This is a genomic window from Streptomyces sp. NPDC087215, from assembly GCF_044744885.1.
In the GTDB taxonomy this organism is placed as follows: domain Bacteria; phylum Actinomycetota; class Actinomycetes; order Streptomycetales; family Streptomycetaceae; genus Streptomyces.
In genome coordinates, this window is sequence record NZ_JBIUZD010000003.1 from 505,723 (window position 1) to 531,811 (window position 26,089).

At 73.7% G+C, this 26,089-nt stretch carries 24 protein-coding genes; 16 read left to right on the forward strand and 8 right to left on the reverse strand.

The features are described from left to right. Positions 1-115 precede the first annotated feature (115 nt). The 6 genes from ACIO92_RS11795 to ACIO92_RS11820 all read left to right on the forward strand — a co-directional run bounded on the left by ACIO92_RS11795 (position 116) and on the right by ACIO92_RS11820 (position 7,049). A complete protein-coding gene (locus ACIO92_RS11795; RefSeq protein WP_351785650.1) occupies positions 116-964 on the forward strand; it encodes a tryptophan 2,3-dioxygenase family protein in 849 nt (282 codons plus the stop codon). Then, positions 957-2,159, forward strand: a complete 1,203-nt coding sequence (gene kynU / locus ACIO92_RS11800; RefSeq protein WP_402054670.1) for a kynureninase — start codon at positions 957-959, stop codon at positions 2,157-2,159. Before ACIO92_RS11795 ends, kynU begins: the two co-directional genes overlap by 8 nt. Positions 2,160-2,708: 549 nt before the next feature. Beyond that, positions 2,709-3,578: an alpha/beta hydrolase gene (locus ACIO92_RS11805; protein WP_401235152.1), complete on the forward strand. Its 870-nt coding sequence runs from the start codon at positions 2,709-2,711 to the stop codon at positions 3,576-3,578. A 121-nt stretch (positions 3,579-3,699) separates the two neighbouring features. Then, positions 3,700-5,022, forward strand: coding sequence for a sensor histidine kinase (locus ACIO92_RS11810; protein ID WP_402054667.1), 1,323 nt, complete (start codon positions 3,700-3,702; stop codon positions 5,020-5,022). Next, positions 5,019-5,681, forward strand: coding sequence for a response regulator transcription factor (locus tag ACIO92_RS11815; RefSeq protein ID WP_351785660.1), 663 nt, complete (start codon positions 5,019-5,021; stop codon positions 5,679-5,681). Before ACIO92_RS11810 ends, ACIO92_RS11815 begins: the two co-directional genes overlap by 4 nt. Before the next feature lie 141 nt (positions 5,682-5,822). Then, entirely contained in the window at positions 5,823-7,049 is a 1,227-nt protein-coding gene (locus tag ACIO92_RS11820) for a cytochrome P450 (protein WP_402279975.1), read from the forward strand. A gap of 58 nt (positions 7,050-7,107) precedes the next feature. Here ACIO92_RS11820 and ACIO92_RS11825 read toward each other — a convergent pair whose 3' ends face one another. Continuing rightward, a complete protein-coding gene (locus ACIO92_RS11825) occupies positions 7,108-8,679 on the reverse strand; it encodes an ABC transporter permease (RefSeq protein WP_401235144.1) in 1,572 nt (523 codons plus the stop codon). Continuing rightward, positions 8,676-9,635, reverse strand: coding sequence for an ATP-binding cassette domain-containing protein (locus ACIO92_RS11830; RefSeq protein WP_402279973.1), 960 nt, complete (start codon positions 9,633-9,635; stop codon positions 8,676-8,678). The genes ACIO92_RS11825 and ACIO92_RS11830 overlap by 4 nt, the downstream gene beginning before the upstream one ends. 93 nt (positions 9,636-9,728) lie before the next feature. On the opposite strand from ACIO92_RS11830, the gene ACIO92_RS11835 reads away from it, so the two are divergent. After that, positions 9,729-10,259, forward strand: a complete 531-nt coding sequence (locus ACIO92_RS11835; protein ID WP_402279971.1) for a GbsR/MarR family transcriptional regulator — start codon at positions 9,729-9,731, stop codon at positions 10,257-10,259. Positions 10,260-10,545: 286 nt separating this feature from the next. On the opposite strand, the gene ACIO92_RS11840 is transcribed toward ACIO92_RS11835, so the two are convergent. Further along, positions 10,546-11,346: a diacylglycerol kinase gene (locus ACIO92_RS11840; protein ID WP_402279969.1), complete on the reverse strand. Its 801-nt coding sequence runs from the start codon at positions 11,344-11,346 to the stop codon at positions 10,546-10,548. Positions 11,347-11,489: 143 nt separating this feature from the next. Here ACIO92_RS11840 and ACIO92_RS11845 point away from each other — a divergent pair, with 143 nt between their 5' ends. After that, complete coding sequence (locus ACIO92_RS11845) at positions 11,490-12,773, forward strand: adenylosuccinate synthase (protein ID WP_351785676.1); 1,284 nt, start codon at positions 11,490-11,492, stop codon at positions 12,771-12,773. 75 nt (positions 12,774-12,848) lie between these two features. Here ACIO92_RS11845 and ACIO92_RS11850 read toward each other — a convergent pair whose 3' ends face one another. After that, complete coding sequence (locus ACIO92_RS11850) at positions 12,849-14,861, reverse strand: serine/threonine-protein kinase (RefSeq protein WP_402279967.1); 2,013 nt, start codon at positions 14,859-14,861, stop codon at positions 12,849-12,851. Between the two features lie 26 nt (positions 14,862-14,887). Beyond that, complete coding sequence (locus tag ACIO92_RS11855; protein WP_366441966.1) at positions 14,888-16,423, reverse strand: substrate-binding domain-containing protein; 1,536 nt, start codon at positions 16,421-16,423, stop codon at positions 14,888-14,890. A 281-nt stretch (positions 16,424-16,704) separates the two neighbouring features. Between ACIO92_RS11855 and ACIO92_RS11860 the strand changes: the two genes are divergently transcribed. The 4 genes from ACIO92_RS11860 (at position 16,705) to ACIO92_RS11875 (ending at position 20,309) form a co-directional block, all read left to right on the forward strand. Then, the gene (locus ACIO92_RS11860) at positions 16,705-17,646 is read left to right on the forward strand and encodes a zinc-binding dehydrogenase (protein WP_401235130.1); all 942 of its coding nucleotides are present in this window, start codon (positions 16,705-16,707) and stop codon (positions 17,644-17,646) included. A 178-nt stretch (positions 17,647-17,824) separates the two neighbouring features. Beyond that, complete coding sequence (locus ACIO92_RS11865; RefSeq protein ID WP_366441968.1) at positions 17,825-18,766, forward strand: FG-GAP-like repeat-containing protein; 942 nt, start codon at positions 17,825-17,827, stop codon at positions 18,764-18,766. Between the two features lie 182 nt (positions 18,767-18,948). Then, the gene (locus ACIO92_RS11870; protein ID WP_401235475.1) at positions 18,949-19,809 is read left to right on the forward strand and encodes a glycoside hydrolase family 19 protein; all 861 of its coding nucleotides are present in this window, start codon (positions 18,949-18,951) and stop codon (positions 19,807-19,809) included. A gap of 113 nt (positions 19,810-19,922) precedes the next feature. After that, positions 19,923-20,309 (forward strand): hypothetical protein, encoded by a 387-nt coding sequence (locus ACIO92_RS11875; RefSeq protein ID WP_366442130.1) that lies wholly within the window; start codon positions 19,923-19,925, stop codon positions 20,307-20,309. 101 nt (positions 20,310-20,410) lie between these two features. Here ACIO92_RS11875 and ACIO92_RS11880 read toward each other — a convergent pair whose 3' ends face one another. Further along, positions 20,411-20,872 (reverse strand): MarR family winged helix-turn-helix transcriptional regulator, encoded by a 462-nt coding sequence (locus ACIO92_RS11880; protein ID WP_402279964.1) that lies wholly within the window; start codon positions 20,870-20,872, stop codon positions 20,411-20,413. After that, a complete protein-coding gene (locus ACIO92_RS11885) occupies positions 20,873-21,475 on the reverse strand; it encodes a DJ-1/PfpI family protein (RefSeq protein ID WP_402279962.1) in 603 nt (200 codons plus the stop codon). Between the two features lie 155 nt (positions 21,476-21,630). Here ACIO92_RS11885 and ACIO92_RS11890 point away from each other — a divergent pair, with 155 nt between their 5' ends. From ACIO92_RS11890 to ACIO92_RS11900, 3 genes are all read left to right on the forward strand, one after another. Then, complete coding sequence (locus ACIO92_RS11890) at positions 21,631-22,995, forward strand: aspartate aminotransferase family protein (RefSeq protein WP_366441972.1); 1,365 nt, start codon at positions 21,631-21,633, stop codon at positions 22,993-22,995. 69 nt (positions 22,996-23,064) lie between these two features. Further along, a complete protein-coding gene (locus ACIO92_RS11895) occupies positions 23,065-23,772 on the forward strand; it encodes a GntR family transcriptional regulator (protein ID WP_366441973.1) in 708 nt (235 codons plus the stop codon). Positions 23,773-23,904: 132 nt separating this feature from the next. Beyond that, entirely contained in the window at positions 23,905-24,555 is a 651-nt protein-coding gene (locus ACIO92_RS11900; RefSeq protein ID WP_366441974.1) for a hypothetical protein, read from the forward strand. Between the two features lie 144 nt (positions 24,556-24,699). On the opposite strand, the gene ACIO92_RS11905 is transcribed toward ACIO92_RS11900, so the two are convergent. Beyond that, positions 24,700-25,422, reverse strand: coding sequence for an SLATT domain-containing protein (locus ACIO92_RS11905; RefSeq protein ID WP_366441975.1), 723 nt, complete (start codon positions 25,420-25,422; stop codon positions 24,700-24,702). 252 nt (positions 25,423-25,674) lie between these two features. On the opposite strand from ACIO92_RS11905, the gene ACIO92_RS11910 reads away from it, so the two are divergent. Next, on the forward strand, positions 25,675-26,010 hold the full coding sequence (locus ACIO92_RS11910) for a YbaB/EbfC family nucleoid-associated protein (RefSeq protein ID WP_351786077.1): 336 nt from the start codon (positions 25,675-25,677) through the stop codon (positions 26,008-26,010). The last annotated feature ends 79 nt before the right edge of the window (positions 26,011-26,089 follow it).

Here is a 26,089-nt window from a genome sequence, read left to right on the forward strand (position 1 = left end):
ACGCCGTGCGACGAAGCATCCGTCCCGAGGGGACCGGGGCTCCCGTGCCGCAGCGTGAGAGCGCGGGCACGGTGGAGCGGACCGCTACCCGGTAATACGTATCGAGGAGACAGAAATGTCCACCTTCCCCGATGCCGGAGCCGGTTCGGTCGCCGACGACCCGAACCTCGACTTCGCGGGTACCACGCCGTACGAGGACTACGTCCAGGCGGACGTCCTCACCCACCTCCAGCACCTCCGCTCGGACGACCCCGGCGAGATGGTCTTCCTGGTCACCACCCAGGTCATGGAGCTGTGGTTCACGGTGATCGTCCACGAGTGGGAGACCGCGGGCCGCGCCCTGCGCGAGGACCGGGTCCCCGACGCGCGGGACGCCCTCAAGCGCTCGGTGCGCGAGCTGGAGGCCCTCAACCACTCCTGGCGGCCGCTCGCCCAGCTCACCCCGGCCCAGTTCAACTCCTACCGGGGCGCGCTCGGCGAGGGCTCCGGGTTCCAGTCCGCGATGTACCGGCGGATGGAGTTCCTCCTCGGCGAGAAGTCGGCGTCCATGCTCGTCCCGCACCGGGGCGCGCCCCGCGTCCACGCCGAGCTGGAGAAGGCGCTGCACGAGCCGAGCCTGTACGACGAGGCCCTCGGCCTCCTCGCCCGGCGCGGTCTGCCCGTACCGGCCGAGGTGCTCTCCCGTGACCTCGCGCGGCGGTACGAGCCCTCCGCCGGGGTCGAGGCGGTCTGGGCCGGGATCTACGCGGACCCGGAGGGGAACGCGGAGCTGATCGGGCTCGGCGAGGCCCTGAGCGACGTCGCCGAACTGGTCTGGCGCTGGCGCAACGACCACCTGGTCGCCACCCGGCGCGCGATGGGCTCGAAGACCGGCACCGGCGGTTCGGCGGGTGTGGCCTGGCTGGAGAAGCGGGCCCAGAAGAACGTGTTCCCCGAACTGTGGACGGCGCGCAGCCATGTCTGAGGCGCTGCGGGGCCGGGCCCTGGAACTCGACGCTGCGGACGGGCTCGCCGGGCACCGGAAGAAGTTCGCCCTCGACGAGGGGACCGTCTACCTGGACGGCAACTCGCTGGGCGCGCTGCCCGCCCACGTCCCGGAGCGGATGGCCGACGTCATCACCCGTGAGTGGGGCGAGCTGCGCATCCGCTCCTGGGACGAGTCGGGCTGGTGGACCGCGCCGGAGCGGGTCGGCGACCGGATCGCGCCCATCGTGGGCGCCGCCGCCGGACAGATCGTGGTCGGCGACTCGACCAGCGTGAACGTCTTCAAGGCGGTCGTGGCCGCCGCCCGGCTCGCCGGTGCGGGACGCGACGAGATCCTCGTGGACGCGACGACCTTTCCCACGGACGGGTACATCGCGGAGTCGGCCGCGCGGATGACGGGGCACCGGATCGTGCCCGTCGAGCCCGCCGCGATGGCCGACGCGGCCGGTGCCCGGACCGCCGCCGCGCTCGTCAACCACGTCGACTACCGCTCCGGGCGGCTCCACGACCTGCCGGGCGTCACGGCGGCGCTGCACGCGGCGGGCGCGCTCGCGGTGTGGGACCTGTGCCACAGCGCGGGCGCCCTGCCGGTCGGCCTGGACGCCCACGGGGTCGATCTGGCGGTCGGCTGTACGTACAAGTATCTGAACGGCGGGCCGGGCGCGCCCGCCTACCTGTACGTCGCCGAGCGCCACCAAGCGGCCTTCGACTCGCCGCTGCCCGGCTGGAACTCGCACGCCGACCCGTTCGCCATGACCCCCGGGTACGAGGCCGCGGCCGGTGCCGTGCGGGGCCGGGTGGGCACGCCGGACATCCTGTCGCTGCTGGCCCTGGAGTCGGCGCTCGACGTCTGGGACGGGGTCGAGGTCGAGGACGTGCGGGCCAAGTCCCTCGCCCTGACGGACTTCTTCCTGGAGTGCGTGCGGGCGTACGCGCCGGAGGGCCGGGTCGTCGCGGTGACGCCCGAGGGCCACGGGGAGCGGGGCAGTCAGATCGCGCTCGGCTGCCCGGACGCGCCCGCCGTCATGGCGGAGCTGATCCGGCGCGGTGTCGTCGGTGACCTGCGCCGCCCGGACGTGCTGCGGTTCGGCTTCACCCCGCTGTACGTCGGTTTCGCGGACGCGGAGCGGGCGGCGCGGACCCTCGCGGAGGTCCTGGCGGACCGCGCCGCCTGAGAGCGGGTACGGCACGGCTGTCCGGCGGCGCCGCACGCGGGATGGCCGGTGCCGCACCAGGGGCGGTCGGTGCCGCATCCGGGGCGGTCGGTGCCGTACCCCGGGGCGGTCGGTGCCGTACCCCCGGTCGGGCGGTGTCGCGGCCCGGTCGGGGTACGGCGCTCTCCGGTCCGGCGGCACGGCCCGGCGGCACCACGCCGAGTCTCTGGCGGCACCGCGCCACGGCCTGGCGGCACCGCGTCGCGTCCCTGGCGGCATCGCGCCAGGTTCGGCGGCACCGTGCCGTGTCTCCGGTGGTGCCGCGCCCCGGCCTGGCGGCGCCGTGCCGCAGGCCGGTGGTGCCGCCCTCCGGTGCGGCGGCGCGTCCCCGGCGGGCCGCGCCGCTCTCCGGCCGGACGGCCGCGTACAAGCGGTGGCCGCCGATCGCTCCCTGAGCCCGTCCCCGGGCCGTACCGTCCGATGATCGCCTGATCTGCCAGGGCTTCCGGTGCTGGTACCGTCCCCGCAGGTCAGGTCAAGTCGGCCCGGTACCGGAGAGGTTGGAACAGCATGTCGGACCCCGCCGCGCGCGGTGCCGCCGAAGAGGCGTCCGCCTTCTCGCACCCGGCCGTCGCCCCGGACGCCTCCGCGGCCTACGGCGAGCACCCGGACCAGGTGATCGACTTCTACGCGCCCCGGGGCGGCGCGACCCGCGCCCCGCTCGTGGTCGCCCTGCACGGGGGCGCCTGGAGGTCACCGTACGACCGGGCGCATCTGACGCCGTTCGTGGACTTCCTGGCCCGCCGGGGCTTCGCCGTCGCCAGTGTCGAGTACCGGCGCGGCGGCGGCCTCCCCCGGCAGGGCGGTGGCGCCCCGGTCGCCGGGCGCTGGCCGGAGACCTTCGACGACGTGGCCGCCGCGCTCGACGCCGTACCGGAACTCGCCGCCGCGCACCTGCCGCGGGCCGACACCGGACGGATCGTGCTCACCGGCCACTCGGCGGGCGGCCAGCTCGCCCTGTGGGCCGCCGCCCGGCACGTCCTGCCCGCCGGATCGCCGTGGCGGCTGTCCGGTCCGCCGCCGCTGCGCGGGGTCGTCGCGCTCGCCCCGGTCGCCCACTTCGGCCGCGCCGTCGAGCTGGGGGTGTGCGGCGGGGCGGTCACCGAACTGCTCGGGGGACCGGACGCGGCCGGGGAGCGGGCGGCCTCGGCCGACCCCTCGCGGCTGCTGCCGACCGGGATCGCGACCATCGTCGTCCAGGGCCGCGAGGACCTCGTCGTGCCCCCCGCAGTCGCCGACGCGTACGCCGACGCGGCCGCCGCCGCGGGCGAGGTGGTCGGCCTGACGCTCCTGGAGGGCGTCGGCCACTTCCCGCTGATCGACCCGGCGGCCGACGCCTGCGCGGTGGTCGCGGAGGAGATCGCCCAGCTCGCCTGGTGACGGCGGCCCGGGGGACGGGAGTCTCGTCATCGCGGGCGGAATACTGGGTTCCGTAGTACTCAGGAGGGACCCCGGAGGATCCGCATCCAGCCGGACGACCCGGCGCCGCGGCCCCCGTACCGTGTTGAACGTGACCCAGACACAGATCCCCGAAACGAGCCGCAGCCCCGAGATCCGCCTGGCGCAGGCGGCTCTCGGCGGGCTGAGCCAGGAGCTCTTCCGTGACGTGGCCGTCTTCCGGCCGCTGCCCCGCGCGAACGTGGCGACCGGCCCCGCGCGCTTCCTGCCCCGGCCGGTACGGCCCTACGCCGGACTGCTCCCGCACGCCTTCGTCGGGTTCTGCGCGCTGATCGTCTTCGCCCTGGGATACCAGCGGATCTACTACGGCTTCGGCGTGCTGTCGATCGTGATCGCCTGCGTCCCCGCCGCCGTCGTGCTGCTCACCCTGATCCGGCCGACGCTCGCCTTCTGGGTCTCGCTGGGCACCGCGCCCTTCATCGCCTACCTCGGCGGCTCGGGCGGCAACTGGCCCTGGTCGCACGCCTCGTTCGCCACCCATCTGATCGTCCTCGGAGTGGTCGCCGCCCGCACCCGGCCCCGGGCCGCCGCGTGGATGTGGGTCGTGACGGCCGCCTACTGCGTGTTCTTCCAGCTCTTCTTCGGCTTCGGCGGCCTCACCGAAGCCGCCCCGATGCTGTTCTTCTCCGCCCTCGTCCTGCTCACCGTGACCGTCTTCCAGGTCCGCCGCCAGGCCGATCTGGAGGTCACCGCGCAGCAGACCGTCACCGCGGAGGAGCGCTCCAAGCGGACCCTCCTGGAGGAGCGCACCACCATCGCCCGCGAGCTCCACGACGTCGTCGCCCACCACATGTCGGTCGTCGCCATCCAGGCGGAGGCAGCCCCCTACCGGGTCGAGAACCCGCCGCCGGAGCTGGAGCAGGCCTTCCGCACCATCCGCGAGAACGCCGTCTCCGCCCTCACCGAACTGCGCCGCATCCTCGGTGTCGTCCGCGCCGAGGACTACGAGGCCCCCGACGCCCCGCAGCCGACCCTCGCCGACCTCGAAGGGCTCGTCGCCAATGTGCGGGAGGCCGGGCTCACCGTCGACAAGGTGGTCACCGGCGCCGTACGGGAGCTGCCGCCGGGCGTGGAGCTCTCCGCGTACCGGATCGTCCAGGAGGCCCTGTCGAACGTGCTGCGGCACGCGCCGGGCGCCGGGGCGAAGGTCGAGATCGGCTATGTCCTCGGCGGGATCGGACTCCGCGTCGCCAACGGCCCCGCCCGGGGCCTGGTGAAGCCCTCGCCGGGCGCCGGACACGGCATCACCGGGATGCGGGAGCGTGTCACGATGCTCGGCGGGGAGATGACGGCCGAGTCCACCGGGGACGGCGGCTACGAGGTGACCGCCTACATCCCCGTGAGCCGCGAGGAGACCGACCGATGATCCGCGTCCTGATCGTCGACGACCAGATGATGGTCCGCGAGGGCTTCTCGGTGCTGCTGGGCGCCATGCCGGACATCGAGGTCGTCGGAGAGGCGGTCAACGGCCGGGAGGCCGTCACCCAGGTCGCCGCCCTCCGCCCGGACGTGGTCCTGATGGACATCCGGATGCCCGAGCTGAACGGCCTCGACGCCACCCGGGAGATCGTCGCCGCCGACGCGGACGCGAAGGTCCTCGTCCTGACCACCTTCGACCTGGACGAGTACGTGTACCAGGCGCTGCGCGCGGGGGCCTCCGGCTTCCTCCTCAAGGACGCCTCGGCCCGGCAGCTCGCGGACGGCGTGCGGGTGGTCGCGGCGGGCGAGGCGCTCCTGGCGCCGAGCGTGACGAAGCGGCTGATCAACGAGTTCGCGAAGGCCCCGGGCAGCGGCCCCCGGCCGCCCGCGATGGCGCAGATCGGGGAGCTGACGGAGCGCGAGACGGAGGTCCTGGTACTGATCGCGCAGGGCCTGTCGAACGCCGAGATCGCCGATCACCTGGTGGTCGCCGAGTCCACCATCAAGACGCACGTCAGCCGCATCCTGGTGAAGCTGGCCCTGCGCGACCGCACCCAGGCGGCGGTCTTCGCCTACGAGGCGGGGCTCGTACGCGCCGGAGGCTAGGCCCCTGACGTTCCCGTGGCCCGGCAGGGCCGGGAAGGCCCGGCGGAAGGAACAGCCCCCCGGGGCCGGGGAGCGGATCCCGAGAGGGGGGCTTTCCGGCCCCGGGGCGTGTCCGGGGCCGGGTGGCGGTAGCGTCCGGTCATGGACGCTTCCGCTTCCCCGGACCCCCGTACGGACGACGTCTCCGCCGTGTACGACCCCTGGTCGCCCGGGTTCGTCGCCGATCCCTACCCCGCCTACGCCACCCTGCGGGCGGCGGGCCGCGTCCACTGGCACGGTCCGGCCCGGCAGTGGCTCGTCCCGCACCACGCGGACGTGTCGGCCCTGCTCAGGGACCGGCGGCTGGGGCGCACGTACACCCACCGCTTCAGCCACGAGGAGTTCGGGCGGGAGGCGCCGCCCGCCGCGTACGAGCCCTTCCACACGCTCAACGACCACGGGCTGCTCGACCTGGAGGGGGCGGACCACGCCCGCATCCGGCGGCTGGTGTCCACGGCGTTCACCCCGAGGACCGTGGAGGAACTGGCCCCGACGGTACGGCGGCTCGCCGCCGAACTGGTCGGGCGGCTGGTCGCGGAGGGCGGCGGCGACCTCCAGGCGCTGGTCGCGGAACCGCTGCCGGTCGCGGTGATCGCCGAGATGCTGGGCATCCCGGCGCAGGACGAGGAACGGGGGATGCTGCGCCCCTGGTCGGCGGCGATCTGCGGGATGTTCGAGCTGAACCCCTCGCAGGACACGGCCCGGCGGGCGGTACGGGCGTCGGTGGAGTTCTCGGCCTATCTGCGGGAGCTGATCGCCCGGCGGCGGCGGGAACCGGGCGACGACCTGATCTCGTCCCTGGTCGCGGTGGAGGGCCTGACCGAGCAGGAGACGGTCTCCACCTGCGTCCTCCTGCTGAACGCGGGCCACGAGGCCACCGTGAACACCACGGTCAACGGCTGGTGGACGCTCCTGAGGGAGGGCGTCCGGCCCGATCCGGAGAAGTTGTCCACAGCTGTGGAGGAACTGCTGCGGTACGACACCCCGCTCCAGATGTTCGAGCGCTGGGTCCTCGACGACATCGAACTCGGCGGCACCGTCATCCCGCGCGGCTCCGAGGTCGCCCTGCTCCTCGGCTCCGCCAACCGGGACCCGGCCCGCTTCGGCCCCACCGCCGACCGGCTCGACCTGACCCGCGCCGACAACCCGCACGTCACCTTCGGCGCGGGCATCCACTACTGCCTCGGCGCCCCGCTCGCCCGGCTGGAACTCACCGCGGTCTTCGCCGAACTGCTCCGCCGGGCCCCCAACCTGCGCCTGGCCGCCGAACCCGTCCGCAGACCGGGCTACGTCATCCGGGGCTTCGAGGAACTGCTGGTGGAGGTCTGACCCGGCCCCGGCCGCAGGGGCCGGGCCGGACCTCGCCGAGCCCCCCGGCCGGTCCCGCTCAGACCTCCAGGTCCCGGTGGCGCAGCCGGGCGAGTCCGGCGGTCACCAGGACGGCGGCCAGGGCCGTCAGGACCAGGACCGGGGTCCAGTCCATCCCCTGCCCCGGCAGCTTCGGCAGATGCCCGTAAGGGGAGAGGTCCAGGGCCGCCCGCGGCAGCCCCAGCGCCGGGCCCACCCAGCCGAGGGCCAGACAGATCCCGGCCGCGCCCCACGCGGCCCCGGCGGCCCGGGGGACCGCGCCCCACAGCAGGACCGCGAGCCCCGCGAGCGTCCACACGGCCGGGAGCTGGACGAGCGAGGCGCCGAGGAGGGGCCCGAGGTCCCGCCCGTACGAGAGGGCGAGGCCGAGGCCGCCGAGGGCGAGGACCACGGCGGAGCCGCCGAAGGCGACCACCAGGTGCCCGGCCGCCCAGCGGAGCCGTCCGAGGGGCCCCGCGAGGAGCGGTTCGGCCCGCCCCGAGGTCTCCTCGCCGTGCGCCCGCAGCACCGCGCCGACCGCGAACAGCGCCGCGACCATCCCGAGCAGGGAGACGAAAGTCGCCAGGAAGGCGCTGGTCAGCGCGGTCTGACCGCCCATGCGGGCGATGATCTCCCGGGTCCGCGCGTTGTCGCCGACGATGCCCGCCGCGCCCTCCGCCATCCCGCCGAAGAGCAGTCCGCAGAACAGGAAGCCCAGCGACCAGCCGGTCAGGGTGCCGCGCTGGAGGCGCAGGGCGAGCGCGCCCGCCGAGCCGAGCCGCCCCGCGGCGGGCCCCGGCCGGGTCGGCAGGAAGCTCGCGCCGACGTCCCGGCGGCCGGTCAGCGCGTACGCCGCCGCCGTCTGGAGCAGTACGGCCGCGAGCGGCAGGAGCAGCACCCACCAGCGCTCCCCGGCGAAGGCGCGGACGTGCTCGGCCCAGCCGATCGGCGAGAGCCAGGTCGAGGCGGAGGACCCGTCGGCGGTCCGGGCGTCGCCCGCCGCCCGCAGCGCGAACGCCAGGCCGACCGCGGCGCCGGTGAGGCCCTTGGCGAGCCGGGCGCTCCCGGTCAGCTGGGCGGCGAGCGCGGCGGTGGCCGCGAAGACCATGCCGGTGCCGCCGACCGCCAGGCCGAGGGCGAGCGCCCCGGCGAGGCCCTGTCCCGCGAGGCCCGCGGTGACGAGGAGGGCGACGGCCGTGTTCAGGGCGAGGGCGGCGAGGAGGGCGGCGGTGAGCGGTGCCCGGCGGCCGACCGCCCCGGCGGAGAGCGTCTCCTGGCGCCCGGTCTCCTCCTCCTCGCGGGTGTGCCGGACGACGACGAGCAGGCTCGCGACGGCGGCGAGGACGGCGGCGAAGGTGCCGAACCGCCAGGCGACGAGCCCGCCGAGGGAGTCGTCGAGGACGGGCCCGTAGAGCGCCCGCAGCGAGCCGTTGGCGCTCATGGTGGCGGCGGCCGAGGCCCGGTCGGCGGCGGTGGGGTAGACGTCCGCGAGGGTGCCGGGGCCACTGGCGACCAGACCGCCGGTGACGAGGACCCAGAGGGGGATCAGCAGCCGGTCGCGGCGCAGGGCGAGCCGGGTGAGGGTGCCGGTACCGGCGAGGGCCGTGCTCATCGCGGGCCCCCGGCCTCGGAGACCCCTGAGGTCCCTGAGACCCCGGTGGTCCCGGTGGCGTCGGGGCCCCCGCCCTCGGTGGCGTAGTGGCGGAGGAACAGTTCCTCCAGGGTGGGCGGGGCGCTGGTGAGGCTCCGTACGCCCGAGGCGGTGAGGGTGCGCAGGACGCCGTCGAGGTGTTCGGTGTCGACCTGGAGCCGCACCCGGGTGCCGGTGACGTCGAGGTCGTGGACGCCGGGGAGGCGGTCGAGACCGGCCGGCGGGGCGGCGAGTTCGGCGGTGACGGCGGTCCGGGTGAGGTGCCGCAGACCGGCGAGCGTGCCGGACTCCACGGTGCGGCCCGCGCGGACGATGCTGACCCGGTCGCAGAGGGCCTCGACCTCGCTGAGCAGATGGCTCGACAGCAGGACGGTCCGGCCCCGGTCGCGGACCTCCCGGACGCACTCGCGGAAGACCTCCTCCATCAGCGGGTCGAGGCCGCTGGTGGGTTCGTCGAGGACGAACAGCTCGGCGTCGGAGGCGAAGGCGGCGACGAGGGCGACCTTCTGCCGGTTGCCCTTGGAGTAGGTGCGGCCCTTCTTGGTGGGGTCGAGTTCGAAGCGTTCGACCAGGGCGGCGCGGCGCGCCGGGTCGAGGCTGCCCCGGAGGCGTCCGTGGAGGTCGATGACCTCGCCGCCGGAGAGGTTGCGCCAGAGGGTGACGTCGCCGGGGACGTACGCGATCCGGCGGTGCAGTTCCACGGCGTCGTGCCAGGGGTCCCCGCCGAGCAGCCGGGCGGTGCCGGAGTCGGGGCGCAGGAGGCCGAGGAGGACGCGGATGGTGGTGGACTTCCCGGCGCCGTTGGGGCCGAGGAAGCCGTGGACCTCTCCGGTGGGGACGGTGAGGTCGAGGCCGTCGAGCGCGTGGGTGCGCCCGAAGGACTTGTGGAGTCCGGCGACGCTGATTGCCTTCGTCATGTTTCGGAACGTACGCTTCTTTCACAAATTTGTGAAGTTAAGGAAGCGTATAAAGTCGGGGGTCAGCGGCGGACGAGGGAGACGATGAGCGGTATGAGCGGCACCGGGACCGACGGCACGGCTCCCGCCGAGGAGCGGGCGGTCTCCCGCTTCGTCGAGCGGTTCGCCGCCGAACTCACCGAGGCGGGTATGCAGCGCATGGCCGCCCGGGTCTTCGCGGCCCTGCTGGCCTCCGAGACCGGCTCGCTGACCTCGGCGGAACTCGCCGAGCGGCTCAGGATCAGCCCCGCCGCCGTCTCCGGCGCGGTCCGCTACCTCGGCCAGGTCGACATGGTCGGCCGCGAGCGCGACCCCGGCACCCGGCGCGACCGGTACGTCCTCCACAACGAGCTCTGGTACGAGACGTTCACCCGCCGCGACCAGGTCCTCACCCGCTGGGAGAAGGTCCTGCGGGAGGGCTCGGAGACCCTCGGCCCGCACACGGCGGCGGGGATGCGCACCGCCGAGACCGCCGAGTTCTTCGCCTTCCTCCAGCGGGAGATGCTGGGCATCCTGGACCGCTGGGCGGACCACCGGCGCACCCGGACGGCGCCGGACGCGCCGCCGCCGCCGTCCGGGAACTGAGCCCGGGACCTCACGGGGGCCGCGCCCCTACGGGTCCCGAGCCGGGCCCCTGCCCTCCTACGGGCCCACGGGGACGGGCGCCCGATCCCGTACGGGATCACCGGGCCACCGCCCGGCCACCGTCACCCGTACGGCCGTGCGAGGGCAGGGCTCGTTCTCGGGCTCGCCCCGTACCGCCCGTACGGGCAGCCCGGCCCCGGTCCCGTACGGGCTCACGGACACGGGCGCCCCGCCCGGCCCCGTAAGGGCTCACCAGGGCCGACGCGCCCGGGTCCCCCTCAAGGGCTCACCGTTCCCGTGGCAGGGTCAGGCCCCACGCGCCCGCTCCGACCGTCCAGGTGCGGCGGCGGACCGGGCCGGTGAGGCGGCCGTCGGCGCGGTAGCGGAAGTCCGGGCCCGAGACCGTGAGGACCCGGGCGGTCGCGTACCGGGGCGGCGCCGCCACCGGGTGCACGGTCACCTCGGCCGCACCGCCCGCCGAGCGGACCGTCAGGCCCTCCACCGGGGCGTCGACGTCCGCCAGCAGCACCCCGTCCGCCTCCACCCGCAGCCGGTGGGTGCGGACCGCAGGCTCCGCCGGGACCGGCCGGACCAGGGTGCGGACCAGGGACCGGCAGGTGCCCCAGACCGACGCGGCGGCCGGACCGGGCACGGGCCTGGCGGGCACCAGGAGGTCGCCGACGACGACCCCGTCGCTGTCGTCGACCAGCAGGTCGAGCCGCCGCACCGACCCCTCCAGGACCGCCCGCGCGGCGGCGGGCACCGCGCGCGGCACGCCGAGCGCGCGGGCCGTCTCCAGGGCCTCGGGGGCGCCGATCGCGACGAGGGAGAGGACCACCCCGGCGAGCTCCCGCTCGCGGTGCAGCAGCGCCACCGTCCGCAGCAGCGCCCGGTCGTCGCCGAGCACCACGGGACGCCGGGAGCCGCGTCTGGCCAGGGCCCGGGAGAACTCCTCCGGCCCGTCCGGCAGGCAGATCCGCACCTCCGCCCCGGCGCACAGGACATCCTTCGCGATCCGCACGGACTCGCCGTCCGACCGCCGGGCGACCGGGTCGACGATGACCAGTAGCTGGTCGTGATCCGACACCTCGGTCCTTCCTCGGGTAGCATCTTTGTGCAAGAGCCCCTTGCGCTATTGCGCCAGGGGCTTCGTCTATTCCGGGGCACACCGGTGAGGCGGGCCTCGGCCCCCGACCCTGGACATGCCCCACCCGGAAGGGGTGTACGCCTGTGCCCGCACTTGTGCTGCTCGGTGCTCAGTGGGGTGACGAGGGCAAGGGAAAGGCCACCGACCTCCTCGGTGGATCCGTTGACTATGTAGTGCGTTACCAGGGCGGCAACAACGCCGGCCACACCGTCGTCGTCGGCGACCAGAAGTACGCGCTGCACCTTCTCCCTTCCGGCATCCTCTCACCGGGGTGCACCCCGGTGATCGGAAACGGTGTCGTCGTCGACCCGGCGGTCCTGCTCTCCGAGCTGAGCGGACTGAACGAGCGCGGTATCGACACGTCCAAGCTCCTGATCAGCGGAAACGCCCACCTGATCACCCCGTACAACGTCACGCTCGACAAGGTGACGGAACGGTTCCTCGGCAAGCGGAAGATCGGCACCACGGGCCGGGGCATCGGCCCGACCTACGCCGACAAGATCAACCGCGTGGGCATCCGGGTCCAGGACCTGTACGACGAGTCGATCCTGACCCAGAAGGTCGAGGCGGCGCTGGAGGGCAAGAACCAGCTGCTCGCCAAGCTCTACAACCGCCGCGCGATCGACGCCGCCCAGATCGTCGAGGAGATGCTCCAGTACGCGGAGCAGATCAAGCCCTTCGTCGCGGACACCACCCTGATCCTCAACAACGCGCTCGACGAGGACAAGGTCGTGCTCTTCGAGGGCGGCCAGGGCACCCTGCTCGACGTCGACCACGGCACGTACCCCTTCGTCACCTCCTCGAACCCGACGGCGGGCGGCGCCTGCACGGGCGCGGGCGTGGGCCCGACGAAGATCAGCCGGGTCATCGGCATCCTCAAGGCGTACACCACCCGCGTCGGCGCCGGTCCGTTCCCGACCGAGCTGTTCGACGCGGACGGCGAGGCGCTGCGCCGCATCGGCGGCGAGCGCGGTGTCACCACCGGCCGTGACCGCCGCTGCGGCTGGTTCGACGCCCCGATCGCGCGCTACGCGACCCGGGTGAACGGCCTGACGGACTTCTTCCTCACCAAGCTGGACGTGCTCACCGGCTGGGAGCAGATCCCCGTCTGCGTCGCGTACGAGATCGACGGCAAGCGCGTCGAGGAGCTGCCCTACTCGCAGACCGACTTCCACCACGCGAAGCCGATCTACGAGATGCTGCCGGGCTGGTCCGAGGACATCACCAAGGCCAAGACCTTCGCCGACCTGCCGAAGAACGCGCAGGCGTACGTGAAGGCCCTGGAGGAGATGTCGGGCGCCCCGATCTCCGCCATCGGCGTCGGCCCCGGCCGCACCGAGACCATCGAGATCAACTCCTTCCTGTAGGAGCACGCGCGCGTACGAAGGGCCCGCGACCCGGTGAACCGGGGCGCGGGCCCTCCGCGTGCCCCGGCGGGGCCCTCAGTTCCGGTAGTACTCGTTCGGCTCGCCGTCGAGCATCGGGTAGACGAGGAGCCGGTCCTTGCCCCTCAGCTTGTCGACGAGCAGGTATCCGGCGAGGCCCTGCTGGCACTCGCGGTCCCAGGCGGTGGTGTCCTGGGTGGTCGGGCCGATGACCAGGAGGCCCCCGGCGCCCGCGAGGACGGCCGTGGCACCGCAGTACCAGTCCTCCGAGCTGAGCACGCCGTCGACCGTGCGCGGATAGCCGTTGACGACACGGAACACGGGGGAGCCGACCGGGCCCTGGGTGATCGTCACCTCCGAGGTGTAGCGGCCGTCGTTCTTCCCGTACATCTCGGGCGCCGGGATGCGCGACCAGCGGCCGAGATAGCGGGCGGGGACGGCCTCGGTGCCGGTGGGGGCCTTGCGGAAGGTGGCCCGCGCGGCGCCCGAACTCCATTCGAGGACGTCGGGGGAGCGCAGGGTGAGGGTCTGGTGGGCGGCCGGGACACAGCGCCGGGCGGGCACGCTGGTCGTCACGTCGGACTCCCCGAACACCACCTTGTCCTCGTCGGCCGAGACCAGCCGGGAGCGGCCCATGCACATGCGGTTCTCGGTGACCTGGACGTAGACGGCGGTCTTGGCGCCCGCCGCGCCCTGCGAGATCTCGATCCGGGCGGTCTCCCGGGGGTGGTCGGGGGAGCCCTGGAGGACGCCCTCCCAGGCGCCGAGGAAGACGGCGGGGACGATGCCCGGGGTGCGGGCGGCGCCCGTGGCCCCGTTCTTCCGCCCCTCGTCGCCGGTGCCGGGCCAGGAGAAGTACGCGAGGCCCGCCGCCGCCACGGTGAGGGCCGCGAGCCCGGCGACCAGGGCGGTACGGGCCCGGCGCCGGGCGGGCGGCCGGGGCGCGGGGACGCCGGTGGGCCCGCCGACCGGGACCGGGAGGTCCGTGACCGGCCGGTGGGGACCGGCGGACGGCTGCGGGGTGCGGTCGCCGGAACCGGCACCGGCACTCGTCCGGACGTCTCCGGCCCCCGTAGGGGTGCCCCTGACACCGGCCGTGGCGTCCGTGCCCGCGTCCCTGCCGACGTCACCGGCTCCCGCGCCGGAGGGCCGGGCTCCGGCGGCGGGGCCCTCCGGTGCCGTCTCCGCCTCCAGGAGACGGGCCGCGTGGCGGCCGAGGCGGGCCAGGACGCCCGCCGGGAGCCAGGGGTCGGGGACGGGAAGGGCCTCGGCGATCTCGGCGGCGGACGGGCGGCCCGCCGGGTCCTTGACGAGGCAGGCGCGGATCAGCCCGGACAGCTCGGCCGGGAGGTCCGTCAGATCGGGCTCGTCGTGGGCGATGCGGAACATCGTCGCGTGGACACCGCTGTCCGCCGTACCGAAGGGGGCCCGTCCGGTCGCCGCGTACCCGAGGACCGAGCCGAGGCAGAAGACGTCCGACGCCGGGGTCAGCCGGTCCCCGCGCACCTGCTCAGGCGACATGAAGCCGGGGGAGCCGACGAGCGCCCCGGTGGTGGTCAGGTTGCCGCCCTCGGCGACGGTGTCGACGGCCCGCGCGATGCCGAAGTCGATGAGCCGGGGGCCGTCGACGGTCAGCAGGACGTTCGAGGGCTTGAGGTCGCGGTGGACGAGTCCGGCGGCGTGGATGTGGACGAGGGCGCGGGCGAGCCCCCCGGCCAGCGCCTTCACGCTCGCGGGCGGCAGCGGCCCGGACTCGTCGCCGACCACGGTCCGCAGCGAGGGCCCCGGCACGTAACCGATCGCCACCCACGGCGCCTCGGCGTCCGTGTCCGAACCGAGGACGGGCGCGGTGCCGGTGCCGCCGACCCGCTCCAGGGCGGCGACCTCGCGGGCGAACCGGCGCCGGAACTCGTCCTGGGCGGCCAGTTCGGCGTGCACCACCTTCACCGCGACCGTGCGTCCCCCGGCCGAACGTGCCAGGAAGACCCGGCCCATACCGCCGACCCCGAGACGGCCGAGCAGCCGGAACGGGCCGATGACGAGCGGGTCCTGCGCGTTCAATGGATCCACATCGTCAGAGGATGCCAGACGGGGAGTCAGCCGTCCCCGCAGATCCGCAGCCCCTCGGGGGTGGCGCAGGGCAGGTGCCCATGGGCGCGGACGACGTCCTGTCCGCCGCCCTGGTTCATATAGGTGAGGAAACTGGAGGTCAGGGAGTCGGCGGGCGGCTGGCCCCAGGTGTAGGCGTACTCGATCTCCCGGTACGGGTAGCTCGACGCCCCGATCTCGTCGAGGACCGGCCGTCTGCCGTCGAGGGCCACCCGGTGCAGCCCCTTCAGACCGCTCCCGGACCGCAGTTCGGTGTAGCCGAGGGCGCCGGGGAGCCGGGCGACGGCGGCCAGGACCTGCTCGGTGGAGTCGAGTTCGCAGCGGATCACCTTCGCCTCGGGATCGTCGAGGTGCTCGCAGTCGCGGGACGAGACGGCGGGCTCGTTGCGGCCGAGGACCCGGCGCTGGAAGACCTCCCTGGTGCCGGAACCGGCGTTCCGGCTGACCAGCAGGACCGGCCGGTCGAGACCGGGGACGAGCTGGTTCCAGTTGTCGGTCCCGCCCCGGTAGAGCCGCCGGACCTGGTCCAGGGTGAGGTCGTCGACGGGCACGTCGTCGTGGAGGACGAGGGTGAAGAGGGAGACCGCGACCCTGCTCCGGCGCAGTCGCGGGTGGCCGTCCGGTCCGCGCCCGTCGGAGAGGGCGATGACGGCGGGGGAGTCCTTGCCGGACTTCGCCCCCGCGTCGGCGAGTTCCCGTATCCCGGTGGTCGAGCCGCGCGCGTCGACGACGACGGTCGAGCCCTCGCAGTCGTCCTCGTACTTCTTCGCCAGCTCCCGGACGACGGGCGCGAAGGCGGTGGAGCCGGTGACGGTGAGGGTGCCCCGGGCGCAGCCGATCGGCGGCGGGTCCTGTTCCCGGACGATGATCGCGGCGAGGGCGACCACACAGACGGTGAGGACGACGGTGACGGTCCGGGCGGCCCGGCTGAAGACGGGCGGGGTGTCGTCGGGGGTGGTGCTGTGGTTGAGGTGGACGTGGCCCTCGTCGATGTTGCCCTCGACGGTGACGGGCCCGCCGATCGGGCCGCCGGTGAGCAGGACGAGCAGTTTGTAGTGGGCGCCCCGGTTGAGCGGGACCTTGGGGAGGTGGACGGCGGTGTCCCCCTCGGCGGGCCCGGACCAGGTGGCCGGAAAGTGACTGAGGAGCCGGGGGTGGCCGGGGGCGGTGACGACGACCGCCTTCACCCGGCGGCCGGTGAACCGCACGGTGAGTCCGTTCGGGCCGCCGTCCGTGTAGTGGTCGGCGGTGAGGGCGAGGGCGCCGTCGTTCTCGATCCTGAGCAGGACGAGGGTGGCGTCGGCGAGGTCGGGGCTCGCGTCGAAGAAGCCGCGCCGCACGGCCGTGCCCGCGCCGGACAGGGAGCCGTCGGCGTCGCCGATGGCGGTGTCGAGCTGGACGCGGTAGCCGATCCGCCGCCGGTGCGGCACCCGCCGCTCGTACCAGACGGCACCGGCGGAGACGAGGACGCCGAGGAGCGCGGTGCCCACGGCGATGAGGTTCTCAGCGGTCAGCCATTCCACCCGTGCGACGGTACGGACGTGTGTGCGACGGCGGGGGTGGTGCGGCCGACCGCCACCTGGAGTTCTTCCTTCCGTCAGCGGGTCCCGGCACTTTCTCCGGGGGATTCCAGGGGGATTCCCGGGGTGGGTCCCTGGCCGGTCCCCGATGGCTCGCCCGACGGCTCCCCCGTTGGCTCCCCGGGCCGGTCCCCGATGGGCCCCGGGCGGGCGATCAGGGGTTGCCCGGGGGTGTGGAGCGTGGGTGTAATGGCCACGAGGGGGCCTTCCGTGAGGAGTACCCCATGCGTGTCGTCGAAGTGACCGCCTACGGCGGACCCGAGGTCCTCAGGATGGCCCGCCGACCCGAACCGGAGGCCGGAGCCGTCCCGGGCCGGGTGCGCGTACGGATCAAGGCCACCGCCGTGAACCAGGCGGACCTGAAGATCCGCGCCGGGCGCTTCGCCGCCGTCCTCGGGGCCATCGAGCCGCCCTTCGTCCTCGGCTTCGACTTCGCGGGCCGCCTCCTGGACGCGGCGCCCGGTCTGCCCGAGGGCACCCGGGTGGCCGGATTCGTTCCCTGGCTGGCGGAGAGGGCGGCCACGGGCACGTACGCGGAGATGATCCTGGCCGATCCGGCCTGGCTGGCGCCGGTCCCCGACGAGCTGGACTTCTCCACGGCCGCCTCGGTGCCGGTGTCCGCGCTGACCGCCGCGCAGATCCTCGACCTGCCGGCCCTGCCCGCGGGGTCCGCGGTGCTGATCACCGGGGCGAGCGGGGTGGTGGGCCGGTTCGCCGTCCAGCACGCGGCGGCGGCCGGGCTCCGGGTGGCGGCCCTGGCCAACAGCGGCGACGAGGCCGAACTGCTCCTCCTCGGAGCGGAGACGGTGGTGCCGCGCGGGGCGCCGGAGGACGTCATCACGGGGGTGCTGGGCTTCGCCCCGGAGCGCCTCGACGGCATCTTCGACGCGGCCCTGATCGGCGACCCGCTGCTGCCCGCGCTCAAGGACGGCGGGGTCTTCGTCACGGCGTCCGGCGAGCGGGCGCCGGTCGCCGAGCGGGACATCACCGTGAAGGCCGTACAGGCGGTCCCGGACGGCGCCCGGCTGAAGGGGATGCTGGAGCGGGTCGCCGCGCGGGAACTGGCCACCCGGATCGCTGACGTCCTCCCGCTGGAGGAGGCCGCCGAGGCCCACCGGCGCGCGGAGGCGGGCCACCGGCCGGGGCGGATCGTGCTGCTGGTCTGAGGGGTGGCGGGCGGGACCACGACCCGGAGCCGGCGGCTCCGTCCGGAGCCGCCGATTCCGGACGGCATGGTGTCGGGCCTGGTCAGAGCGGTGTCGGACCCCTGTGAGAGGCTGCGGATCTCAGCTCGCGCGCGGCGGTCCCAGGACCCGCGCGCAAGGATCCCAGGGGGGAATCTTCATGATCGACCGACGCCGGAGCATGTTCCGGGCCGTCTTCGCCGCCACCGCCGCCGGAGTCGCGCTGGCCGCCACCGCCGGTACGGCCCTCGCCTCCGGCGATCCGGCCGTGGCCGAGCGGGCGCGGGCCGTGGCCGAGCACCGGGCGCAGAACGCGCCGGGCGCGGGTGCCCTCGCGCGCACCGACGAGGCTCCTGTCGAGACGCCCACCTTCGCCATGAACGCCGTCCACAAGCGGACCTCCGAGCTGTACCTGTACTTCCCGGACCTCGCGGGCGGCTTCGAGCCCCGCGAGCACATTCCGTTCGAGGTCGACTACATGGCCGACGTGATCGACGTCGACAACGACAAGGACGGCTGGGCCGAGGGCGGCTGGCTCCTCTACAAGGACGGCGAACTGGAGTTCAGCCGGGTCACCGAGGACGGCGACTTCCAGGAGAAGAAGGTCGGACGGGGCTGGAACACCTACCGCACCGTCCTGTCGCCCGGCAGCATCGGCGGGGCCAAGGAGGCCGACCTCATCGGCGTCGACAAGGCCGGTGTCCTGTGGTCCTACCTCGCCTACGCGAACGGCACGGTGACCCCGCGCGCCCGGGTCGGCAGCGGCTGGGACCAGTACGGCCAGATCGCCGGACAGGGCGACCTGACCGGTGACGGCAAGGCCGACATCGTCGCCCGCGACAAGTCGGGCGTCCTGTGGCTCTACAAGGGCACCGGCAACTACAAGGCCCCCTTCGCGGGCCGCGCGAAGATCGGCGGTGGCTGGAACGCGTTCGACCGGCTGCTTTCCGTCGGCGACCTGGACATGGACGGCCGGACGGACCTGATCGCCCGGAAGACCAACGGTGACCTGCTGCGTTACTCGGGTACGGGCAACGCCGCAGCCCCGTTCCAGAAGCCGGTGAAGATCGGCTACGGCTACCAGATCTACAACCTGCTCTAGCGGCAAGGGAATTGGCGTAGCTCCGGTGGGAGCTACGCCAATCCCACCCCCAAGTCCATCCCGATCGTCACAAGTTCTGGTCTAGACCTTGACGGGTCCAGACCAATCACGCTTCGCTGTGGCTTCCCCCACCCGGCCCCACCCGGAAGGAAGCGCACATGCTGCGTAAGTTGCTCGCCGTGATGGCAGCACTCTGTACGGCCCTAGGAATCGCCGTACTCGTCCCCTCCGCCACCGCGGGCGCCGCACCCGCCTGCGTCGGCGCCTGGAACTCGGGCAGCGTCTACACCGGCGGCATGACCGCCTCGCTCAACGGCCGGAACTGGTATGCGAAGTGGTGGACGCTCAACGAGCGTCCCGGCACCGCGGACGTCTGGCGCGACCAGGGCGCCTGCGGCGACGGCGGCGGCAACCCGGACCCCTCCGGGTTCGTGGTCTCCGAGGCGCAGTTCAACCAGATGTTCCCGAACCGGAACCCCTTCTACACGTACGCGGGCCTCGTCTCCGCCACCAAGTCCTACCCCGCCTTCGCCAAGACCGGCAGCGACACCGTGAAGAAGCAGGAGGCCGCGGCCTTCCTCGCCAACGTCTCCCACGAGACCGGCGGGCTCTTCTACATCGTCGAGCAGAACACCGCGAACTACCCCCACTACTGCGACGCGGGCAAGCCCTACGGCTGCCCCGCGGGACAGGCCGCCTACTACGGCCGCGGCCCCATCCAGCTCTCCTGGAACTTCAACTACAAGGCCGCCGGTGACGCCCTCGGCATCGACCTCCTCAACAACCCCTGGAAGGTCGAGCAGGACCCGGCCGTCGCCATGCAGACCGGTCTCTGGTACTGGAACACCCAGAACGGCCCCGGCACCATGACCCCGCACAACGCCATCGTCAACGGCGTGGGCTTCGGCGAGACCATCCGTTCCATCAACGGCATCCTGGAGTGCAACGGCGGCAACCCCGCCCAGGTCCAGAGCCGCATCAACAAGTACACGCAGTTCACCCAGATCCTGGGCGTCCCCACCGGGGCGAACCTGTCCTGCTGATCCCTCCCGACGGGCCGCCCCCACCGGGGCACGGTCCGGGCGGCGGGCCCGCGACGCGCGCGGGCCCGCCGCCGAAGCGGGAACATGGCCCTGTGAACGACGACAACCGGGAAGTGACCGTGGATTGGATTCCGGTTTCAGGATTCCAACTCCGCAAGGCCGGAGTGCAGTTCGACGCCGTTCGAGTCGACGGCGACGAGGGGCGACGGCTCGCCGACTGGATAGAGGCGCTCACCGCCGGCGACCCGGGGCCGGTGGTCGCCGAGGCGAACGGGCGCCGCGGGGTCTACTTCCTCGTCCCGCCCGGCACGACCGCGCACCGGCCGTGGCCCCGGGGAGTGACCCGGCTCAACGCGGGTCCCGCCCATGCGAGTTATGTTCCGGTACCGGCGTTGACGGGCCGGACCTGGCCGCTGTCCTGGCGCTGTCCGCCGACCGCGCCGGACCGCTTCGTCCACCCGAGACTGCTGCGCAGCGTCGTCTGCGAACTGCTCGCCTGAGCCGCCCCGCCCGCCCGCGCCCGAGGGGAGAGCGGTCCGCCGCCGGCTCCCGCGCGGCCGGGCCGTCACCCCGGCCTCCCGTACGGCCCCGGCCCGCCCGCTCACTCCGCCCCGAGGTCCGCCCCGGCCGCGTCGAGCGCCGCCGAGAGCCGGTCCAGGACCCGTACCGTCTCGTCGAAGGCCTCCTGGCCGCCCAGTTCCCGCAGGAGCGCGGCGGCGAGCCGCGCGTGGCCCGGCTCGATCTCCCGGACCGCCGCCCGGCCCGCCCCGGTGGGGGCGAGCAGCTTGGCGCGGCGGTGCGCCGGATTCGGCTCGTACGCGGCGAGACCCTCCCGCACCAGCAGGTCCGCGATCCGCTGGACGCTCTGCCGGGTGATGCCCATGACCCGGGCGATCCCGGCCACCGGCAGGGGCTCCGGGAGGACCGCCCCGAGGACCTGCCACCAGGCGGCGGTCAGTCCGGCGGGCGCGGCCAGCTCCTCCGAGACGCTGAGGAACTGCCCGTTGAGCCGGAAGACGCCGAGGGCGGTACGGGACAGGGCGTCCTGCCCTGCCCGGCCCATCTACGCCTCCCGCGCGTTCAGTTCGGCGAAGGCCGCCGGGTCCGAGTCGTGGAAGAGGCGGTACCAGGCGTCCCGCTTCCCCTCGTACGCGCCGAGCCGGGCGAAGATCTCGCGCGCGAAGGCGACCGGCTCGGTCGGGCCCGCCGTGATCAGGTCGCCGTCGGTCACCGCGTCCGCCTCGACGTACCGCCCGGCGCCCCGGTAGCCGGTGGCGGCGAGGTGGAAGGAGGCGGCGCCGGTGTGGGCGCGGTCGTCGAGCAGGCCCTCCCGGGCCAGGCCCGCCGTGGCACCGCAGATCGCGGCGACCGGGACCCCGGCGTCGAGGAAGGCGCGGGCCTTGGCGGTGAAGGGGGCGAGTCCGTCGCCCTCGTCGTAGGTGTCGGCGCCGGGCAGGATCAGCAGCGCGCTGTCCTCGGGCCGCAGGTCGCCGAGGGACAGATCGGGCACGATCCGCAGGCCCGCGAGGGTCGTGACGGGCTCGCCCGCGACCGGGCCGACCGTCCTGACCGTGAATCCGGCGCGGGCGAGCCAGGCCGTGGCGTGCCCGGTCTCCCAGTCGGCGAGGGTGTCGTACACAGCGAGGTGGACCGTCGTGTTCATCATGACAGAAGGCTGTCATGACGACAGCGTGCTGTCAATGAACCCCGGCTCGGTGGTGGGTCGGGGAGGTCCGGGAAACAAGGTGTCGCGTCCGCCCCGGTCTCGATGGACAGGATGGCCATGGCCCGCCCCACCTGCGGTTCCTTACCCTCGACCCCATGACCCCTCATGTCATCGAACCCGACCCCCAGGCCGGGGCCGCCGTCAAGGCCGCCGACCGCGCGCACGTCTTCCACTCCTGGTCCGCCCAGGGCCTGATCGACCCGCTCGCCGTGGCAGGCGCCGAGGGTTCGTACTTCTGGGACTACGACGGAAACCGCTACCTCGACTTCACCAGCGGCCTCGTCTACACCAACATCGGCTACCAGCACCCCACGGTGGTCGCCGCCATCCAGGAGCAGGCCGGGAAGCTCGCCACCTTCGCGCCCGCCTTCGCCGTCGACGTCCGCTCCGAGGCCGCCCGCCTCATCGCCGAGCGCACCCCCGGCGACCTGGACAAGATCTTCTTCACCAACGGCGGTGCCGAGGCCGTCGAGAACGCCGTCCGCATGGCCCGGCTGCACACCGGCCGTACGAAGGTGCTCTCCGCCTACCGCTCGTACCACGGCGCCACCTCCACCGCGATCAACCTCACCGGTGACCCGCGCCGCTGGCCCTCCGACACCGCCTCCGCTGGTGTCGTGCACTTCTGGGCCCCCTTCCTCTACCGCTCGCCCTTCTACGCCACCACCGAGGCGGAGGAGAGCGCGCGGGCCCTCCAGCACCTGGAGGACACGATCGCCTTCGAGGGTCCGGCGACGATCGCCGCGATCATCCTGGAGACCGTGCCCGGGACCGCGGGCATCATGACCCCGCCGCCCGGCTACCTCGCGGGCGTCCGCGCGATCTGCGACAAGTACGGCATCGTCTTCGTCCTCGACGAGGTCATGGCCGGATTCGGCCGCACCGGCAGGTGGTTCGCCGCCGAGCACTTCGACGTCGTGCCCGACCTGATGACCTTCGCCAAGGGCGTGAACTCCGGCTACGTGCCGCTCGGCGGCGTCGCCATCAACGCCGAGATCGCCGCCACCTTCGACAAGCGCCCCTACCCCGGCGGTCTGACCTACTCCGGTCACCCGCTGGCCTGCGCCGCCGCCGTCGCCACCATCCAGGTGATGGAGGACGAGAAGGTCGTCGAGAACGCCGCCCACATCGGCGAGACCGTGCTCGGCCCCGGACTGCGCGAGCTGGCCGAGCGCCACCCCTCCGTCGGCGAGGTCCGCGGCACCGGCGTCTTCTGGGCCCTCGAACTGGTCAGGAACCGCGAGACCCGCGAGCCCCTCGTCCCGTACAACGCGGCGGGCGAGGCCAACGCGCCCATGGCCGCCTTCGCCGCCGCCGCGAAGAAGAACGGCCTCTGGCCCTTCGTGAACATGAACCGCACCCACGCCGTCCCCGCCTGCAACGTCACCGAGGCGGAGGCCAAGGAGGGCCTCGCGGCCCTGGACGCGGCCCTGACGGTCGCCGACGAGCACACCGCGTAACCACGACGCGGGTCCCCTCCGTCCGACTGGACTAGGGTGTCCGGAACCGGACGGAGGGGGACCGACCACATGCCCGCGAGCGGAGCCGTCACCCGCAACACCCTGCGGCAGCAGATCGCGGACGCGCTCCGTGACGAAGTGGTCGCGGGGCGTCTCAAGGCGGGCCAGGAGTTCACCGTCAAGCAGATCGCCGAGCAGTACGGCGTCTCCGCGACCCCCGTGCGGGAAGCCCTGGTCGACCTCTGCGCGCAGGGCCTCCTCGACTCCGACCAGCACCGGGGCTTCCGCGTCCACCGGTACTCCGTGGACGACTACCGGCGGATGGTCGAAGCCCGCACGCTCGTCGTCGACGGCGTCCTGCGCCGCTGCACGACCGCCCCCGCCGCCCGCCGCCAGGCCCCCGGGCCCGAGCCCGGTCTCGGGGTCGCGCTCGTCTCCGTACGGCGCAGGGGAGAGGCCGCCGCCCGCGCCGCCCGCGCCGGGGACCTCGACATCCTCATCGGCTACGACATCCGCTACTGGCGCGAGCTGGGCCGTCTGGTCGCCGCCAACGACCACATCGCCGACTTCCTGCACCGGCTCCGCGTCCAGGGCTGGGCCTTCTCCGTGCCCCACCTGCGCGCCGAACGGGACCTTCCCGCCCAGCTCTGGAGCCGTCACGTCGAACTGGTCGACGCGGTCACCCGTGGTGACACCCGCACCTCCGCCGAGGTCGTACGGGACTACGACGAGCACTCCCTGGCCTGGGCGGACCGCCTGGAGCACCGGGCCCGCTGAGACCCGTCGGATTGAGGCCCCGCCTCCCGGGGCAGGTCCCCAGCGGGTGGGCGCCGCCCGCCGGGCCGACTACCCTGACCATCCCCGCGAACCGACGCGAACCGACGTGAACTGACGGAGAGCGAGCCTCCCTTGGCCTGTGACCTGTGGCTGGTCCCCCTAGTCGACGTGCTGTGCCACAGCCCCGACAACCCCTTCGCCGAAGAGATCGCCGCGTACGACGCCGTGCTCAGCGCGTCCGGCCTGCCGACCGTGCCCGTCTACGCGTACATGCCGGGCCTCTCGGGCGAGGTCGCCCCGGTGGCCGGATTCGACTACGAGGCCCTGCACTTCCTGCGCCGCGCCTATCTGCTCCAGGTGCACGGGCTGCCGGTCGAGCCGGTCGGCGAGCTCGGCGGGGACTACGAGCAGCTCCTGGAGATGTTCGAGTCGACCGCCCAGCAGTCGCACCTGGTCTGGCACTACGACCACGCGGGCTCCTACGTACCGGTCGACTTCCCCGCCCCCCTCGCCAACGACGAGCTCCTGGAGGGCGGCGGACCGCTCGGCTCCTCGTACGGACTCCTGCGCGAACTCCAGTTCGTGGCGCCCTCGATCGGCATCGACCCGGCGAACCCCCCGGCGCCGCCGCTCCCGCCGGACCGCCCCACGGCCCTGGAGGAACCGGCCGTACCGCTCCCCTACGACGACGGCCCCTTCGCCCGGGAGCGCCATGTGTGGCTGGGCCTGCACGCGGCGGCGACCCGGAGCCTGGCCCAGGGCTCGATGATCATCCTGAGCTGAGCCCTGAGCCCTGAGCCCTGAGCCCTGAGCCCTGAGCCCTGAGCCCTGAGCCCTGAGCCCTGAGCCCTGAGCCCTGAGCCCTGGGACCCGGGACCCGGGACCCGGGAATCCCGGACCCTTCCCGCGCGCGGCCCCGGGACCCGGCTAGCGGGTCTCCGGGGGCCGCTGGCGCGGCATGTTCGGCCGGGTCATCGGCGGCAGCGGGAAACGGCCCGGCGGATGGATGCTCTCCGGCCGGGCGGGCGCCACGCCCACCGACTGGAGCGCCAGCGGCGCCGGACCCGAACGGAACTCGACCATCCAGTCCGCGGTCTCCGCCCGTACCAGCTCCGTCACGTCCTCCGAGAAGCGCCGCAGCACCCCGAGACAGCGCTCGGCCGCCTCGCTCGCGGTGCCCTCCGTGGGCCCCAGCACCTCCCGGACGCTCTCCGTCGCCCAGTCGAACTGGAGCGCCTGGAGCCGCCGCTGCACCGCCTGCGCCGTCGCCACGTCCCGCATCCAGCCGGACGTCAGCCCGAAGTACCGGTCGCACGCCATGCACGCGGCGCCCATCAGCAGCGACAGATAGCCCCAGCCCGCCGTACCCCGCGCCACCCCGGTCAGATCGAGCAGCGGCAGCGCCGCGCCCGCGATCACACCGAGGGCCGTGCCCAGCCGCAGGACACGGGCGAAGCGACGCTTCCAGACCCGGTCGGAGAGGTACCACTCGGCGGCGCGCAGGGCCTGGGCCTCCACCCAGCGGTACAGCTCGTCGAGCCGTTCGGCGGGTTCGCCCCAGTCCCCCAGCGGGAACGGCGTACCGGTCAGATCGCGGTGGACGTCTCCTCCGGGGGGGCCCGGTGGTGGCGTCTCCGGCTGCTGGCTCACCGGGCGACTCCTCTGTTCAGCTCAGCGCTCGTGATCCTTCTGTGACGTGCGGTGCACATGGTGCCTGCCCTTCCTACCGCCGAATGGTGGGCGGCGGGCCCCGATTCCCGGGATCTCCGCCCTGAAGAGGGGGTTGATCAGGTAGGGGAGTCCATGGTTTCTCACCCGAAAGAGTGGTGGAGGCGGGCCGGGCGGGGACCACGTAGGCTCGGGCGTACCGACATACGGACGTACCGAACCTCAGGAGTGACCGTGATTCCCGGTGGTGGCCAGCCCAATATGCAGCAGCTTCTCCAGCAGGCCCAGAAGATGCAGCAGGACCTCGCCCGCGCCCAGCAGGAACTGGCGGCGACCGAGGTCGAGGGGCAGGCGGGCGGCGGCCTGGTCAGGGCGACCGTGACCGGTTCCGGCGAACTGCGCGCCCTGGTCATCGACCCCAAGGCGGTCGACCCGGAGGACACCGAGACGCTGGCCGACCTGGTCGTGGCCGCCGTGCAGGCCGCCAACGACAACGCGCAGCAGCTCCAGCAGGCCAAGCTCGGCCCGCTGGCGCAGGGCATGGGCGGTATGCCGGGCCTGGGCTTCTGACCTCGCCCGGTTCCGGCCGGACCCTTCCCGGTCCCGGCCGGTCATGGGCTTATGCGGCCCGCTTCCAGCCACTACCGTA